The organism is Halochromatium roseum (assembly GCF_016653315.1).
In the GTDB taxonomy this organism is placed as follows: domain Bacteria; phylum Pseudomonadota; class Gammaproteobacteria; order Chromatiales; family Chromatiaceae; genus Lamprobacter; species Lamprobacter roseus.
The window spans coordinates 108,716-124,205 of sequence record NZ_NHSH01000064.1 but is presented as its reverse complement, the minus strand read 5'-3'; the positions used below and the strand labels follow the sequence as shown (position 1 = coordinate 124,205).

The following is a 15,490-nucleotide window of genomic DNA, read 5'->3' as shown; positions in this document are numbered from 1 at the left end:
CCATTCAATTATTAATAGGGTCGAATTATAACTTTTCAAGGTTAAGCTGTTGTTTTGAAAAAGCTTACTGAAAGAATGCTCGTCAGGTTACTGAAAAATAAAAAAATATTATTTAGTCACAAGTCTAAGGTTTAAAAAGGGGCTGCACCATGGTTCTTCATCTCGAGAAACAATCGAATCGATTCTTGCTGTTGTTCCTGCTGGCTGATTTGGTCTTCATCCTGGTCCATATTGGCTTCAAGCTGGGGCTGGTGACAAGCCCGTTGTTCTCGATCGAGGAGGATCTCGGCTATGCCGAGGTCTACCAGTACATCAAGGAATATTGGATCGTTTTGTTGCTGTTGACCCTGGCAATCGGCCACGGTCGTTTTATCTACTTTGCCTGGTCGCTATTGTTTGCGTACCTGTTGTTTGATGATTCGCTGCAAATCCATGAGCGCCTGGGAGGCTATCTTGCCAATGCGCTGCAGTTGCTACCCATTCTGGAGTTGCGCGCGCAGGACCTCGGTGAGCTTGTTGTAACCTTGCTGTTTGGCACGCTCTTGTTTGCCATCATCGGTATTGCCTACCTGTACGCTGATCACATTGCACGGCAGGCATCCCGGCATCTGTTCGCCCTGGTGCTTTTTCTGGCATTATTTGGCGTCTTTGTCGACATGCTGCATAGTGCAATTCACTGGGGCGAGCCGTTTTGGCTGTTGATCGAAGATGGCGGTGAGATGCTGATCATGAGCGTGATTGCTTGGTACGTCTTTCAGCTCGGGGTTGAACCTAGGCGCGAGTCGCCGGACATCGTCCAGCTTGGCCTGCCGAACTCGGCATTAGACGCTGCGTTTCGCCGACCTTGACGTACCGCTCTTCCCAGCCTCCGGCAATGATGAAGAATGCCGGAGGCGTGCGGGCCTCGAGCAGATAAAGCGCCTACTCAAGACCTCAGCGCAGTTCGATATCGTCCAAGCGTCCGCTTCCGCGGATCAGGACAGCATCGACCCGCAGCAACTCCAATTGCGGCTCGGCGGCCTCGAGATCGGCGACCAGATCGCGCTCGATGCGCTGCCACTGGCCATTGGTCAAGCTCGCGCTCAGGCCGTGGTGAATGTAGATATCCCAGGTCCAGTCGTTGCCAATGCCGACGGGGCTGTATTCAAGATAGCGTTGGCCGTCGCTGGTCTGCACATCCACGTACAGCCGGAAGGGTTCGCTATAGCGCAGGTCGAGCACGAGCTGCGTGTGCTCGGCATCTTGCCAAGGCGTGCCATCCGCGTTGCGCAGCTGATAGCCGGTCTGCATGCCATTGCCCTGCAGCGCGATCACACGACTGCCGCGCGCGGCATCGGCCAGATTCTCGATTGCGCCAGTACCGGCATAGACGCGCCAGCCTGTCGTCTCCCCATCTTCGGCATCCTCATAGACTTGCCCTTCGCGATCGTCTGGGGAGGGTGGGGTCGAAGAAGCCTCACCGGCTAGAGTGATATCGTCCAAGCGTCCGCTACCGCGGATCAGGGCACCATTGACCTGCCGCAACTCCAATTGCGGCTCGGCGGCCTTGAGATCGGCGACCAGATCGCGCTCGATGCGCTGCCACTGGCCATTGGTCAAGCTCGCGCTGAGGCCGTGGTGAATGTAGATATCCCAGGTCCAGTCATTACCAATGCCGACGGGACTGTATTCAAGATAGCGTTGGCCGTCGCTGGTCTGCACATCCACGTACAGCCGGAAGGGCTCGCTATAGCGCAGGTCGAGCACGAGCTGGGTGTGTTCGGCGTCCTGCCAAGGCGTGCCATCCGCGTTGCGCAGCTGATAGCCGGTCTGCGTGCCATTGCCCTGCAGTACGATCACACGACTGCCGCGCGCGGCATCGGCCAGATTTTCGATGGCGCCAGTGCCGGCATAGACGCGCCAGCCTGTCGTCTCCCCATCTTCGGCATCCTCGTAGACGCGCCCTTCGCTATCGTCTGGGGGTGGGGTGGTTGGCTCGCAGCGTCCACCGTTGAAGGCATCGAGCAGGTTAGCCGTGGTCTGCTGCAGACGGGCATCGATAAGCCCTGTGTTGTCGAGTGCCCAGCTCCAACACATGGTGCCGCTGGCAAACACCCAAGCGCCGCTTGGTGCCTGATAGATCGATGCCTGCGACGTAACCCGGTCGCCGTAAGCGTCTAGGTACTCAGAGGCGGAGAGGAAGCTATGGTCGGTTCCAACCGGTGCTGGAAAGGCGGACTGGAAACTGTCGACCTCGTAACCGACGATACCGGGGACGCGGTCGCCGTCGACGAAGCCGGTGCCCGCATAGAGCCAGTGCCTGCTGTTCTGGACGACATAATCGGTATTTTCGTCCCAGTTGCCGTCGGTCAGATATTGCACGCCGACCAGTTGCTGCTCCGCGCGCCCCGCGATCTGGCGCCAGAGGACAGTCTTGCGGGCTGGATCTGCGATAGGGTCGATCTGCCAGTTTTTGTAGACGGTCAGCACGCGATCTGGCGTGCCATCGTCGGACGGTTCCAGTCGAGACTGCCAGTAGGCCGCGTTAGCACCAAAAAAAGCAAGATGGACGCCGCTGTCGCGCGCGGCCTCGACAGCGTCGCGCATCTCTTTGGTCCAATACTCGTCATGGCCGGTGGAGAGAAAGGCGTTGTGGCTGAGCAGCATGCTGCCGTTGCGGTGTGTGTCAAGGTTGGTGTTGTAGCTGACGTCGTAGCCTTGGCGCTCGATCCAACGCAGCAAGGAATACTCCCAGTCGAAGAAGCTTCCCGCACCCCTGCCGGTGTAGGGACGATCGAACGACACCTTAACCGCCCGTGGACTTCCACTGATCGTCGCTTCTCCATGGCTGTTGTAGTCGTACAGGCTTTTGCCGATGGCGCCGTCATTTGGATAGTTATTGTAGGCCTGATCGGTGGTGACGGAGCGTTGAAAGAGTAGGCTAGCGGCGCGCCTGTCATCACGGACGACGAAGATGACATAGTTGTCGAAGCCCTGAGCGTTAATCAGCTTGGCCGCATAGACGCCGCTGACCCAATCGGGCGGGATGGTGAGTGAATAGCTCACCTCCCAAGGCATCGACACCAGTCCCGTCGTTGGGTCTTGAATGGCATTCGGCTGGGTGTCTCCGGGCAAGGAGCCACTCTCAAACAGCAAGCGACCTCCAGAGCCACCGTACCAACCCAGACGGTAGATTTCGATGCGGTAGTCCTGTGCTGGCGTCACCGAGACATGAAAGTCCAGGGTCTCGTTTGCCGCGACGCTGGTTAGGGAGGCGAAGCCTTTGATCTGTTTGTCGATATCATTGGCGGGGTTGGAGAGCTGCCAGTTCGCTGTGCCGGCTTTGGTATTCTCTATAGCGACCGGATTGCAGTCCGCGGCCGCCGCCAAGGTGGCATCAACGCCTTGCATCATTGCGATGGCCAGCAGCAGGCAGGCAACTGACCGTTGCGAAATCACCCCCCAAATCATCAGGTAGCCATCGCTCCAAGGGTTGCAGTGCGTTCGCATGTGCTTCTCTCCTGGCGTCGTTTCTCGCTGTTGTTGAGTCTTACCTTTGCGGCCTTCGTGAGGTGAATGGAGATGCGCGAGTTGTGAAAATCCCGCGAGACCCGCGGGTCGGGGCCTCAAGCCGCGCGTTGCTGAACCGGCTGTTGCGTGACGCTCGGGGCGCAATCGATATAGAGGCGGTGCCAGAGCTCGAGATTGATCAGGCCGACGATCATCGAGCTGTGGTCTTCGGTACCGCGGTCGTGCTCGTCGAGCAGGCGCGAGACAAAGCGGGTATCGAAGCGTCCGCGCCGAGCAATGGTCTGCGGCGAGAGCAGGTCACGCGCAAATTCCCGGGCCGAGCCGCGCAGCCAGACGCCGACCGGGACCGGGAAGCCCTCTTTCTTGCGGTGCAGGATGCGATCCGGCAGCCATTTGGCGCAGAGGCGCTTCAGCAGATGCTTGCGCGTGAGTCCCTTGAGCTTGAACTCTGCTGGCAGCGAGGCTGCTAGCTCGACCAGCGCGTGGTCGAGGAAAGGCACCCGCGCCTCCAGTGAGCTGGCCATGCTCAGTTTGTCGCCACGGGCGAGCAGGCAATCGGGCAGGTAGACCTTGTTGTCGACGTAGAGCATGCGGTGCAGCGAGCCGTCGGCATCGGTCCGCGCGAGGTGCTCGTGGAAGGCTGGGCCGCTGAGCTGGTCGGCGAGCTGCGCCTTGAAGCCATGACTGAGCAGGCTCGGCTTGCGGCGGTCATCGAACAACGGAAACCAGTTGCGCAGCCGTTGGCCTTCATCGCGGTAGGTCAGCGCCTGCAGCATCAACTTGGGCCGTCTGAGGCCGGGCAATGCGCGGCTGGCCGTCGCGGTGAGCTGGGCGATCGATGGGGGCAAGGCGCCAAACAGTGGCGCGAGCCGCTCGCCGGCGTAGCGACCGTAGCCGGCGAAGAGTTCGTCGCCGCCCTCGCCAGTCAGGACCATCTTCACGTCTTCCGCGGCGGCCGCGCAGACGCGATGATAAGCGACCAGCGCGGCATCGGCGATGGGCTGATCGAGATGCCAGATCACCTTTTCGCTGAGATTGATGAAGTCTTCCGAGCGCAGCATGACCTCATGATGGTCAGTGCCGTATTGGCGCGCGACCTCGCGCGCGAACGGAAGCTCGCTGAAGCGCTCGGTGCCGTCGTGTTCATAGCCGATCGCATAGGTCTTGACCGGCTCATTGAGGAATTCGCTCATCACCGCGACCACGGCGCTGGAGTCGACGCCGCCGCTGAGGAAGGCGCCGAAGGGCACGTCGCTCATCAAGCGCAGGCGGACCGACTCGCGGAACATCGGCTCGAGGGCCTCGAGCGCGGCCTCTTCGGTGTCGAGCAGCGGGTTGGGCTGGTAGGAGATATCCCAGTAGCGGCGCAGATGCACGCCTTTGGCGTCGACGGTCGCGGTGAAGCCCGGCGGTAGGGCTTGCACCTGTTCGAACAGGGTGGCGGGCGCCGGCACATAGCGCAGCGACAGGTATTCGCTCATCGCCCGCGGGTCGGGGCGGCGCTCGATCTCGGGGTCTTGCAGGATCGATTTGATCTCGGAGCCGAACAGCAGGCGTTTGCCGGTATCGGCATAGTAGAGCGGTTTGATGCCCATGCGGTCGCGGGCCAGGAACAGGCGTTGGCGGCGCGCATCCCAGATCGCGAAGGCGAACATACCGCGCAAGTAGTCGACACAGCGCTCGCCGTGCTCCTCGTACAGATGCACGATCACCTCGCCATCACCGGCGCTGCGGAACCGATGCCCGGCGCGCTGCAGGCGTTGGCGTAGGGCTAGGTAGTTGTAGATCTCGCCGTTGAAGACCAGTGTCAGGGAGCGATCCTCGTTGAAGAGGGGCTGGCGCCCGGTCTCCAGGTCGATGATGCTGAGCCGGCGCATGCCGAGCGCTACGCCCTGATGCACGAAGTAGCCCTCATCGTCTGGGCCGCGGTGCTCGATCACGTCGAGCATGGCGGCGAGCACTTGGGGGCTGGCGGGGATGTTCTCGGCGTAGTGATAGCTTCCACAGATTCCGCACATAGGGTTAGGCTCTCCAGCAGCGCGGCAGGCGCTGCGCCAGGGGTCATGAATAGGCGGGACAGCGGCGCAAGGCGGCCTCGGTGAGGACCTTGGCGGTGCGCTGCGCGTTCTGTGCCGAGAACAAGGATTCGGCGATGAGGCGGTTTTGCTGACCGAGCTGGATGCGCAGGGTGTGCGACGCAGCGAGATGGCTAATGGCGTCGGCGAGGGCTTGCGGGTCGTTCTCTGGGACGATCACGTTCGGTAAGACGCGCGGGATCTCGACATGGTGGGTGGAGATCACCGGCTTACCGAAGGCCATGGCCTCGGCGATTACGGTCGGGAAGCCTTCGCAGACCCCGTCGCTGTCGATGCGACTGGGCAGGCAGAAGATCTCGCAGGCCTCATAGAGGGCCTTGAGCGCAAGGCCTTTTTGGCTACCGAAGAAGGCGACCTGGCGCTCCACGCCAAGCTCCTTGGCGAGCGCCGGAACGTCGACGGTATTGCGGTCTTCGCCGGCGCGGTCGCCAACGACCCAAACCTGAAGGTCATCGCGATCTAACTGTTTGATGGCGCGGAAGAGGGTTTCGTGCCCCTTGCGCTCGACGAATGCGCCGACCGTGAGGATGCGCAGCGGGTGGGACGGGCGAAACGCCTCGGTGTCGACATTGATGCGGACCAGGCGTAGCTTGTTCTCGCTGACGCGAAAGCGATCGCGCAGCAGCTCGCGATTGTGCTCGGTGACCGTGATCACCTGATCAGCGTCTTCGAGGGCGATCAGGAACAGCTCGGGATTCGGGTTCTTGTAGAGCTCATAGGCGTGGATGGTGACGACGAGCGGGCGGCCGCTGATGCGCTTGAGATACCAGCCGACGAAGAATTTGTGGTCGCCAAAGGTGGCGTAGAGGACATCGGCCGCTTCAGCGGCCTGGCGCAGGTGCCAGGCGAGCAGAAAATCAGCGAGGGAGCTGGTTTCAAGGGCCTCGCGCAGTAACCCCAGGTAGCGGCGTGGCATCGACGCCAGACCGGTCAACTGTGCCCAGATCAGTTCCGACCAGCGCCAGCGGTACAGGGTCCATTCCGGGCGCGGCGCATAGAGTCCGGGGCGGACCTTGGTCGGCAGTAACAGGATCTGGTGACCGAGGTCGCTGATGAGGCCGAGTTCGCGATGGACAAAGGCCTCCATGCCGGCCTTCATCGAGACGATAGCGGCGATTTGCAGCGGGGCGATCTCGCTTTTCATATCCATTCGTCGGTGCCTCGCGAGAGTTTCAGTGCAGCGAGTTGAGCCTGATCGCGGCCGGTCGATGCGGCTCGGGGGAGTGGCGTTGGCAGCGGCGGCAGATGCGCGTCGAGCGCATCGCTCAGACGTTTTGCTGAGGCCTCCCAGCTCCAGGCGACGGCGTCTCTGGCCGCCTGTTGGCCCAAGCGGCTGAGCCAGAAGCGGGTGCGCCAGAGCTGCTCCAAGGCGTCGAGCAGCGCCTCGATGTCTGCGCCATCGGCCCAGTACACGTAGGGCCGCTCGCCGAGGACGTCGGTGTGGCAGCGGATTCGGGTGGCCAGGATCGGCAGCCCGGAGGCCATGTACTCGAACAGCTTGATCGGACTGCTGACGCGAAACTTCTGCTCGTCCGGGAACGGCAGCGCACCGACATGGGCTTGCGCGAGTAGCTCGGGCACCGCCGAGTGGGCGACTGGCGGTATCAGCTGGATCGCGCCGCCCGACCGCAGGACCTGGCGCTCGAGTTGCGGGCGCTCGGAGCCGTCGCCGATCAGCGTCAGCCGAAAGCGTGGTCTTTCGAGGTTGGCGTTACGCACGGCAAAGCAGAGGCTCGAGAGATTTCGCTCCTTGTGCAACGAGCCGATGTAGACGATCTCGATCGGGCTGTTGTGCTGGGGCCAGTGGCGGGCGCCCGGCGCGACGGCGAAGGTCTCGCGATCGACGCCGGAGGGCCAGATACCCCACAGCTTGGTCTTTGGTATCCGGCAAGTCTCGGCCATTGCTGGCGTAATGCAGAGTCGCCCGTGGGCGAGCCGATTACCGAGCCACTGCATGGCTGCAAAGTAGCGCGCGCGCAGCCGGTCTTTGCGCGTGGTGGTCTCGTCCGCGGCCATGAACAGGGTTCGCGTGTCCATGACCAGGCGCGGACCTCGACGCCCAAGGAGACGCAGCGGCAACAGCCAGAGCGCTGACATCTCGTGGAAGAGGACTGCCGATAGGGCGCGGCGCTGGGCCAGGATCAGGGCTGCCACCCGCGCATGAAACAGGAGCTTGCCGAACAGCCAGATCGGAGGTGCATGGAGCGCGAGCACCTCGACGCCTTGGATCTGCGTGACACCGGTTGCGCTCGCATCGGCGGTCGTGGTGATCAACGTCAGCTGCCAGCCTTGGTGCCGCAGATGCGCTGCGGTCTGCAGCCAGGTAGCGGCGTCGAGATCGGTGCTGAGGTCGCCGGCGTAGACCCAGATTAACTGGCGGATGCGGTGTTGTTCAGGGCTCATGAGCGTTGCAGCTGGGTGTACTGGCCGATCTTGCGTGTGACAAGGTCACTGAACGCGGCGGCGCAGGCATGAGGTCCGAAGCTGACTGCGCGTCCGAATGCGGCCGCTGCGGGAGCCGCAGCACCTTGCGCGAGGAACTGCTTGCCGAGACGCAAATAGGCACGAACCTGATTGGCTGGACTCAGCCAGTGCATGCGATCTAGGTGCCGGTCGAGGATGCGACGATGGACCGAGAGGATCTCGGTGCGCGGATGCGACTGCGTCAGGGTTCCTCTGTGTTGGCGATACTGCGCCAGGTCTTCGTGCAAGGGTGTCGCTTTGTACGTCATACAAGCACGAATCCAGAAATCGAGATCCTCGGCCAAAAAGAAGTCCTCGCTGAAGCCGGTGCGAGCGAATGCCTCATACTTCGCCAGGTAACAGATGCCTACGGGCTTATGGATACCCAGCTCTTCTGCTGGGCCGACCCGCATCCGCTCACCAAGGGTGCCGTCGCTCTGCAGCAGCGAATAGTCCGCATAGACGATGTCGATCTGCGGATGCTCACTGAGGAACTTCAGCATGCGCTCAAGGGCCAGCGGACGGAATCGGTCGTCGTCTGACAGCCAGGTCAGGAAATCCCCCTGTGCCTGCTCGATTCCGCTGTTCAGTGCCGCCGGAAGGCGACGTTTGCTGGCATGACGCAGGCTGCGAATGCGCGCATCGCGTGCGCTTTGCTCGGCGATCACCAATGGACTTTCATTGGTTGAGCCATCATCGACGATAATCAGCTCCCAGTGCGGGTGCGTTTGCGCGATGCAGCTGTCGATGGCCTCGCGGAGAAAGCCCACATTTGCATTGTGGGTGGGCATGATGATTGAAACGAGGGGTTGGCTGCGATGGCTGTTTATCATCGTTGTGATCCGTCGGAGGTCGTGTCAGCGGCGATGTTTGCGACCTCTGGCTGGCAGTGCAGATGCCTCGATAGCCAGCCGCGAGCCGCAGCGATTTCTGCGCGAGTCACAATTGACCAGAGCAGCGCAGCAGGCAGGTAGCTGATGACGAGTCCGGCGCGCACAACAGCCGGCGCGGTGCTTGCCGTTATCAGCAGTCCACTGAGTAACGCAGTGATCAGGATGGGTTTGCCGACGGCGCCTTTGTCGACAACGATCCCGCGTCGGCGCAGGAAATAGACATTGACTGGGATCACGGCGGCGGTTGCGGTCAGCGCTGCGGCTGCTGCCCCGACCAGCTCGAAATTCGGGATGAGCACCAGATAGGCGATCATTAGCAAGCCGGTACGGACGCTATTGATCAAAAGGGGCCGAGTCGAGTCACCGACTGCCGCCAGTGTTGAGCCAAAGGTGGCCTCGATCATCAGCAGGCTAGAGGCAGCCATCAGCAGCGCGAAGGGGAGTGCGCTCTCAAGATAGGTGTCTGAGAACATGAGCACGACGATCTCCCGGCCGAAGCCAAAGGTGATGACGCAGCCAAGCCCAAGCAGCAGCGAACCGAATCGGGTTGAGTTGTGCAAGAACTCACTGACGCGGCACTTGTCTTGCTGCAGGGCATGACGGGCGACGAATGTGAAATAGACTTGGAGGAACGATTCGTGGAACTGCATCAGGCTTTCGGGGATGCGGCGCGCCACCTCATAGAAGGCAACGGCGGTGGTGCCGAGCAGTGAGCCGATCAGTAAGGTGTCGGCGCGCTGCGAGAGGAAGGAAAGGAAGTAATTGGCATAGAGCGGCAGGCTATAGCGCAGCATCCGCCGCAGCAGCTTGGCGTCGAACTCGAGTCCGAGTCGAGGCCTGCAGGCGAGCCCGGCATAGCCGAGTGCGGCGACGCGCGAGAGCAGCTTGGCGGCGAGTAATGCCGCGAGTCCCTCGCCCGAACCCAGAACCAGGGTCAGAATGACCAACAGATTGACAAGGCTGCTCAGGGCGTTGGTGATGCCAATCGCGCGAAAGGCGAAGCGCGCCTGGTGGTGTGAGAGGGTCAGCTTGAGGAAGGCTTCGAATACGAACCAGCTCACCAGCAAGGCTAAGAGTTTGGCTGTCAGCGTTACCTCCAACAGGCTCATCAGCGGCGCGGCACAAAGCCACAACGACGACGCTGTGAAGGCAACCGCTGGGGCGAGAAACAAGAAGGCTGTGCTGGTGATCCGCCGTTGTTGGTCGGGCGCATCGATGCCGGAGAGGAAGCGTGCGAGCGCCAAATGGATGCCAAAGCTGCTTCCTTCTGCTAGGAAGATGACCAGCGTCTGCAGCAGGAAGAAGGCCCCAAGCTCGGCGGCCGGCAGGATGCGGGTGCTGACCATCAGCCCAAGCATGCCCAAGACCACCACCGAGAGACTGCCGAGCCCGGTCGCGAGCATGCCCGCGAGAAAGCGTTGGAGGAGGCTTGCAGACATGATGGGCCCTAGTGCTCGGTGTTTGCCCGCATCATGGGCATGAGCCGTTGCGGCCTGGGCGCCTGCGGCTGAGCCAGGGCGGTCGGTTTGCACAGCTGGACTGTGGCGATCATTAGCGCGATCACCGGCGTCCAAGGCCAGAGCATCATGTAGGGCTCCAGCATCAGGGCGGGCACCAGTCCAACGAAGGCGAAGCTGCAGGCGACCGCGAGCCGCTGCGTTTCCGCGTCGAATGAGAGGGCGATGTGCTGACCCCGCTGTGGTCGCGGATGCGCGGCCGGTGCCAGCTGGACGCGCCGCGCCGAGAGGCCGCCCAGGGTGGTGCCAACCAGTATCCAGATGAAGGCCGCGAATCCGATCAGGCCGAGATTGAACAGGATCGCGACATAGCCGTTGTGGATGTAGCTCGGTGTCCTGCAGTCCATGCTGTCGAGGGGCAGGCAAGGCCGATACGGGGCCGCCAGTCCATGCCCAAGCAACGACGGTGGCATCACCTGGGGCAAGGCGTACTCGAGCTCGATCACGCGCTGCTCTAAGGTCTGTGTGTCGCGGTCGCCGCGGCGGTAGTTGTCTGGATCGAACATGCTGCCGATGCGCTCGCCGGTTGCTTGCAGGGATCGGCTGAGCTCAGAGTCCGGCGCCTGCGTTAGGGCGCCGATGACCGTCAGCGTGATGATCGCGCTCGCGGCTGCGCCGGCACGCAGGAGCTGTAAGCGCTGCGGCCTCGGCAGTAGGGGCAGGGCGGCGAGCAGAGCCAGAGCCGCGCTACCCCAGAGCGCCCGCCGAAAGGTCAGAATCAACCCAATGCCAAGCAGACCCGTGCTGATCCAGGTGCGCAGGGTCGATGCCATTGCCCTGCGCGCGGCGAGCGAGAGCACGCCCAGGATGAGGGCCAGGTAGATCAGCGATTCGCCGGGTGGGATGACCCGTGCAATCTCGTCATGCGTCAGTCCTTGTGTGTTCAGCGTCTCGACACGTCCCGGCAAGATCGGCACCCCTGGGCCTAGCGCGGTTTGCAGGATCGCGGCAACGGCGGTGATCACTGCCAGCAGCGTGACGCCAATCCAGAGCCGTCTCAGCTGGGCCCGGTCTCGGATCAGATTGGTGATCAAGAAGTAGATCACCAGGTAGCCGGCAGCGCGCAAATGGCGGATGCCGCTATCAGCGGGGGTGTCCCCGCCTGAGATGCCGTTGAGGGTGGCGAGCACACAGACGCCGATGAACAGGGCAACGGGAATATCCAAGTCGGTGCGACGAAAGCGGAGCGCGCGCGAGACGACGATGCGAAAGGCGAGGACTGCGAATAACCAGAGAATGATCAGGTCGGAGAGGTGTAAGCTACCGACGCCGAGGTTCAGCGGCGGGAGTTGTTCCTCGCTCAGGATAGTTGAGGTGTAGAGCAGCACTCCCAGGATGCCGTACTCAGGCCAGCGGCTGATCAACCAGAGGCCGAGTGCGGCGGCCGGCGCAAGCAGGACGGCGAGCGGTGCGGCATCGATCGTGACCACGCCGACCAAGGCCCCGGCGAGCAACAGCGCCAAGCCGAGCAGCGCCCTGGGCCAGCGCGCGCCGCTCGCGGCAGCGGTTGCGGTTGCGGCAGCGGTTGCGGTTGCGGTTGCGTTTGCGGCAGCGGTTGCGGATCTCGTGCCGATGCGACTGGCGGAGTAGGCGAGGTTGGTCATCTCGATGCGTTTGCCTCAGCCTGGTGTCGGCGCGGGATAGACCAGCGCCGGCACTGATGTCGGTGGACGTCCGCGACGGCTGCTGTCGTGTCCATCTGCGCGCGCCGGGAACAGCGCGGCGAGGCCGACGTCGAGAGGTCCGCTGATCTCGCCTTCGGAGACCGACCCGAGGTGGATGATGCCCAAGCGCCGCTCGAGCTGTATGGGTGTCGTGATCCCAGGGTCCAGGTAGTCGAGCAGGAGCGCGATGCCAACACCGCCGAAGGTGGCGACGAACAGGCCGAGTAGCACCAGGGTGCGCTTTCCAGGGCCGACCGGATCGGTGGCGACCGTGGGTGGCTGGGCGATACTGGTATTGACCAGCTCTTCGCGCGACATGGCCGCCGAGATCGCCGCCGTATCGGTCTTCTCACGATAGAGCCTGTGTGCGGCCTCGGCCCGTGCCAGCTCGCGACGCAGCTCTTTCGCCCGGATTCCTTTGGTGTTCAGTGCCAATAAGGTCTGTTCGATCTGGGCGGCTTGGGTCTCGAGTTCGGCAATGCGGGCACGTGCGCCCTCAAGTTCGGCCTCGGTGTCGATCAGCAGCGTCACCATGGCTTCGAAGCCCTGTGCGAGCGAGCGGCGGTCTTCGATGTCGAGGAGGGCGCCAGCGCGGGCCAGGGTTGCGCGGGTCAGCTCAATCTCGGTCCAGAGTCGGCCGCTGTCGCCGACTTGTGGGGCTACCCCTGCTACGTGTTGCCGATCAGTGTGCTGCGCTGCAGTCGGCGGCTCGATAGCAGGTTGGCTGGCCAGTTCATCGATTCGCCGCTGAATCATCTGCTGACGCTCATCCAGGCCGCTGAGTGTGACCTCTGCGTCGATGATCTGGGTCTGCAGGTGGTCGTAGAGGCTAGTGTCCTGTCCAACGTTGAGGTCGTAGCGTTTGAGCTGTCCGAGCTGTGCCAACTCGCTATAAAGACGATCGACTTCGCTCTTGAGCGCCTTGCCGCTGCGATCGTTCTGCGTCCGCAGCAGGAGGCCGCGTAGCTGGTCTTCGAGCACCCGGATGCGCGCGAGCTTGTCTGAGACTTCGGCCTGCTCTGCGCGCAGACGCTGCAGCCGGTGTCCTTGCTCTCCGCGTTGTTGCTCGACCTCGGTCAATTGCCCCTTTAACACGGCGCGCTGGCGCTCGAGCGACTCGCTGCGAACCCGTGCCGATTCGGAGAGGATCTGCTCGCTGGTTTTCGCGAGTAGACGGGTCAGTTGGCTGGCTTGGGCTCGGGTCTGGCTGAGGTCTTCGTCGATACGTTTCTGCCGATCGAGTATCGAGCGCTTCTCTGCCTCGAGCACATCGTGCCCCTCTGGCACGTCGATGATCGTGATGCCCGCGTCGCGCAGGTAGCCCTGCAAAGCGCTTTCAGCTGTAACCAGCTTTTCAGCCGCGGTTTCCGTTTGCCGGCGAAAGAAGCTTTCGGTTCCTGCCGGCTCGTAAAGCTCGGCACGATGGCGCTGATAAGCGTCGACGAGGGCGTCGAGAAAGGCCTTGGCCTCGCGTGGGTCGGGCCAAACGAAACGCAACGAGATGATGTTGGACTTTGGCTCAGGACTGACCTCGAGAGACTGCTGCATATCGTCCACCTGCTCTTGCAGGCTGTAGCCGTCCAAACCGCGTCCGCCTTTGCTGTTGTCTTTGCTTTTGGCATCGGCATCGGCGGCATTTGCCCCGATGAGCTGCTTAAGCCACCGGTCGGTGGCATGGAACCAAGCAAAGGCCGGTTCAGACGCTGGTGCTTCGACAGCAGCGGATCGGATGGCCTTGACGGCTTGCTCAATCAAGATGCGGCTGGTGAGGATGCCAACCTCGGTATTGATGTCTTCTTCATAGAGGCTATCGGAGACCCACATTGGCGTCTCGCGTGGCGACAGCGGCTCGCGAGCAACGCCCTTCTTGACCAAGACCTTTGCGGTGGCTTCATAGCTCGGTGTTTGCATGAGTGCGCCGAGCAACACGGCGATCATCACGCCCGTGGCGAACAGCAGCACCAGCCAGCGGCGTCGAAACAGCGGCCTTAGGAGATCGCGCAGGCCATAGGCTGGGCTGGCGATATCCGGATAGAGGTCCGGTGTAAACGCCCAGTGCGGATGTCCTGAATGGCGGTTCGGGCTTGGCAGGGCGGCGTCAAGAGCACCCTGATTTGAGCGCTGGTCAGCCATGAGCGGTTACCGGGATAGGGTTGGGGCCAGCAGCGTCGAGATCGCGCTCGAGGAATGACGTCACCAGTCGGCTATCAGTCCACTCGGCGATGCAATCGCCGACGCGGCGCAGGGCCGCCATGCTGAGCTCTGGATACAGCGGCAGTGACAGCAGCTGATCCGCTGCTGCTTCGGCGATCGGGAGGTCGCCCTTGTGATAGCCGAGCTGTGCGTAGGCTGGTTGCAGGTGGATCGGATATGGGTAATGGATGGCACAGCTGATCTGTTGGTCGGTTAGGAAACGCATCAGGGCATCGCGGCCTTTGGTGCGCACGGCGTAGACGTGGTAGACGTGGCGAGCGTAGGCGGCTTGGATTGGCGCGCGCACGCCAGGTACCCGGGACAGCAGTTCGTGGTAGGCATAGGCACGCTCCCGACGCGCCATGTTCCAGGAGTCGAGATACCGCAGCTTGACCTCGAGAACGGCGGCATGAATGCCGTCCATGCGCGCGTTCCAGCCGATCACGCGATGCTCGTGTTTACGCGCCTGGCCGTGGTCGCGCAGCATGCGAATCTGGTTCGCCAATTCATCATCGTTGGTGGTGATGGCGCCGGCCTCGCCGGGTGCGCCTAGGTTTTTCCCTGGGTAGAAGCTGAAGCAGCCGGCCCGCGCAAGGCCGCCGGCGCGCCGGCCGCGGTACTGGGCACCATGGGCCTGGGCGGCGTCCTCGATGACGCTGATGCCATGGCGTTTGGCGATGCGGTTGATTGGGTCCATGTCGGCGGTCTGGCCGAATAGATGCACCGGGACGATGGCTTTGGTGCGGGGGGTGATAGCGTCTTTTAGGGCCTTCGGCTCCATCGTCAGGGTGCCCTGATTGACGTCGATGAACACCGGTTTCGCGCCGCAGAAGCTGATTGCTTCAGCGGTCGCGAAGAAGCTGTTCGGAACCGTGATGACTTCATCGCCAGGTCCGACCCCTGCTGCGAGCAGCGCGAGCCAAACGGCGTCGGTTCCACTGCTGACGCCGATTGCGTGGCGGCAACCGCAGTACTCCGCGAAGGCCTGCTCGAAGCGTTCGACGAAGGGGCCACCGGAGAAGGCGTTGCGTGCGAACACGGCTTCGATGGCGCTTTGCACCTCGCTGCGCAGCGGTGCGTATTGGGCGCTGAGGTCAAGGTAGGGAATGGGCTCGTGCTTCTCGTGCTGAGTGGTCATAACCGTTGGATCTCGG

General features: G+C 62.3%; 10 protein-coding genes. 1 reads left to right on the top strand and 9 read right to left on the bottom strand.

Features of this window, described 5'->3' with window-relative positions; all coding sequences use genetic code 11:
• The first annotated feature begins 149 nt into the window (after positions 1-149).
• Positions 150-848: a hypothetical protein gene (locus CCR96_RS16130; protein ID WP_201221145.1), complete on the top strand. Its 699-nt coding sequence runs from the start codon at positions 150-152 to the stop codon at positions 846-848.
• Between the two features lie 85 nt (positions 849-933).
• On the opposite strand, the gene CCR96_RS16125 is transcribed toward CCR96_RS16130, so the two are convergent.
• From CCR96_RS16125 to CCR96_RS16085, 9 genes are all read right to left on the bottom strand, one after another.
• Positions 934-3,489 (bottom strand): N,N-dimethylformamidase beta subunit family domain-containing protein, encoded by a 2,556-nt coding sequence (locus CCR96_RS16125; RefSeq protein ID WP_201221144.1) that lies wholly within the window; start codon positions 3,487-3,489, stop codon positions 934-936.
• A 116-nt stretch (positions 3,490-3,605) separates the two neighbouring features.
• Positions 3,606-5,528 (bottom strand): asparagine synthase (glutamine-hydrolyzing), encoded by a 1,923-nt coding sequence (asnB, locus tag CCR96_RS16120; RefSeq protein ID WP_201221143.1) that lies wholly within the window; start codon positions 5,526-5,528, stop codon positions 3,606-3,608.
• Positions 5,529-5,571: 43 nt separating this feature from the next.
• Positions 5,572-6,756 (bottom strand): glycosyltransferase family 4 protein, encoded by a 1,185-nt coding sequence (locus CCR96_RS16115; RefSeq protein ID WP_201221142.1) that lies wholly within the window; start codon positions 6,754-6,756, stop codon positions 5,572-5,574.
• On the bottom strand, positions 6,747-8,009 hold the full coding sequence (locus CCR96_RS16110) for a glycosyltransferase family 4 protein (protein WP_201221141.1): 1,263 nt from the start codon (positions 8,007-8,009) through the stop codon (positions 6,747-6,749). Before CCR96_RS16110 ends, CCR96_RS16115 begins: the two co-directional genes overlap by 10 nt.
• Positions 8,006-8,860, bottom strand: coding sequence for a glycosyltransferase (locus CCR96_RS16105; RefSeq protein ID WP_201221140.1), 855 nt, complete (start codon positions 8,858-8,860; stop codon positions 8,006-8,008). The genes CCR96_RS16110 and CCR96_RS16105 overlap by 4 nt, the downstream gene beginning before the upstream one ends.
• Before the next feature lie 38 nt (positions 8,861-8,898).
• Positions 8,899-10,401 (bottom strand): lipopolysaccharide biosynthesis protein, encoded by a 1,503-nt coding sequence (locus CCR96_RS16100; protein ID WP_201221139.1) that lies wholly within the window; start codon positions 10,399-10,401, stop codon positions 8,899-8,901.
• An 8-nt stretch (positions 10,402-10,409) separates the two neighbouring features.
• Positions 10,410-12,083 carry an O-antigen ligase family protein gene (locus CCR96_RS16095; RefSeq protein WP_201221138.1) on the bottom strand — a complete coding sequence of 558 codons (1,674 nt, stop codon included), beginning with the start codon at positions 12,081-12,083 and terminating at the stop codon, positions 10,410-10,412.
• A gap of 15 nt (positions 12,084-12,098) precedes the next feature.
• Positions 12,099-14,276, bottom strand: a complete 2,178-nt coding sequence (locus tag CCR96_RS16090; RefSeq protein WP_201221137.1) for a Wzz/FepE/Etk N-terminal domain-containing protein — start codon at positions 14,274-14,276, stop codon at positions 12,099-12,101.
• The gene (locus CCR96_RS16085; RefSeq protein WP_201221136.1) at positions 14,269-15,474 is read right to left on the bottom strand and encodes a DegT/DnrJ/EryC1/StrS family aminotransferase; all 1,206 of its coding nucleotides are present in this window, start codon (positions 15,472-15,474) and stop codon (positions 14,269-14,271) included. Before CCR96_RS16085 ends, CCR96_RS16090 begins: the two co-directional genes overlap by 8 nt.
• Between the last annotated feature and the right edge of the window lie 16 nt (positions 15,475-15,490).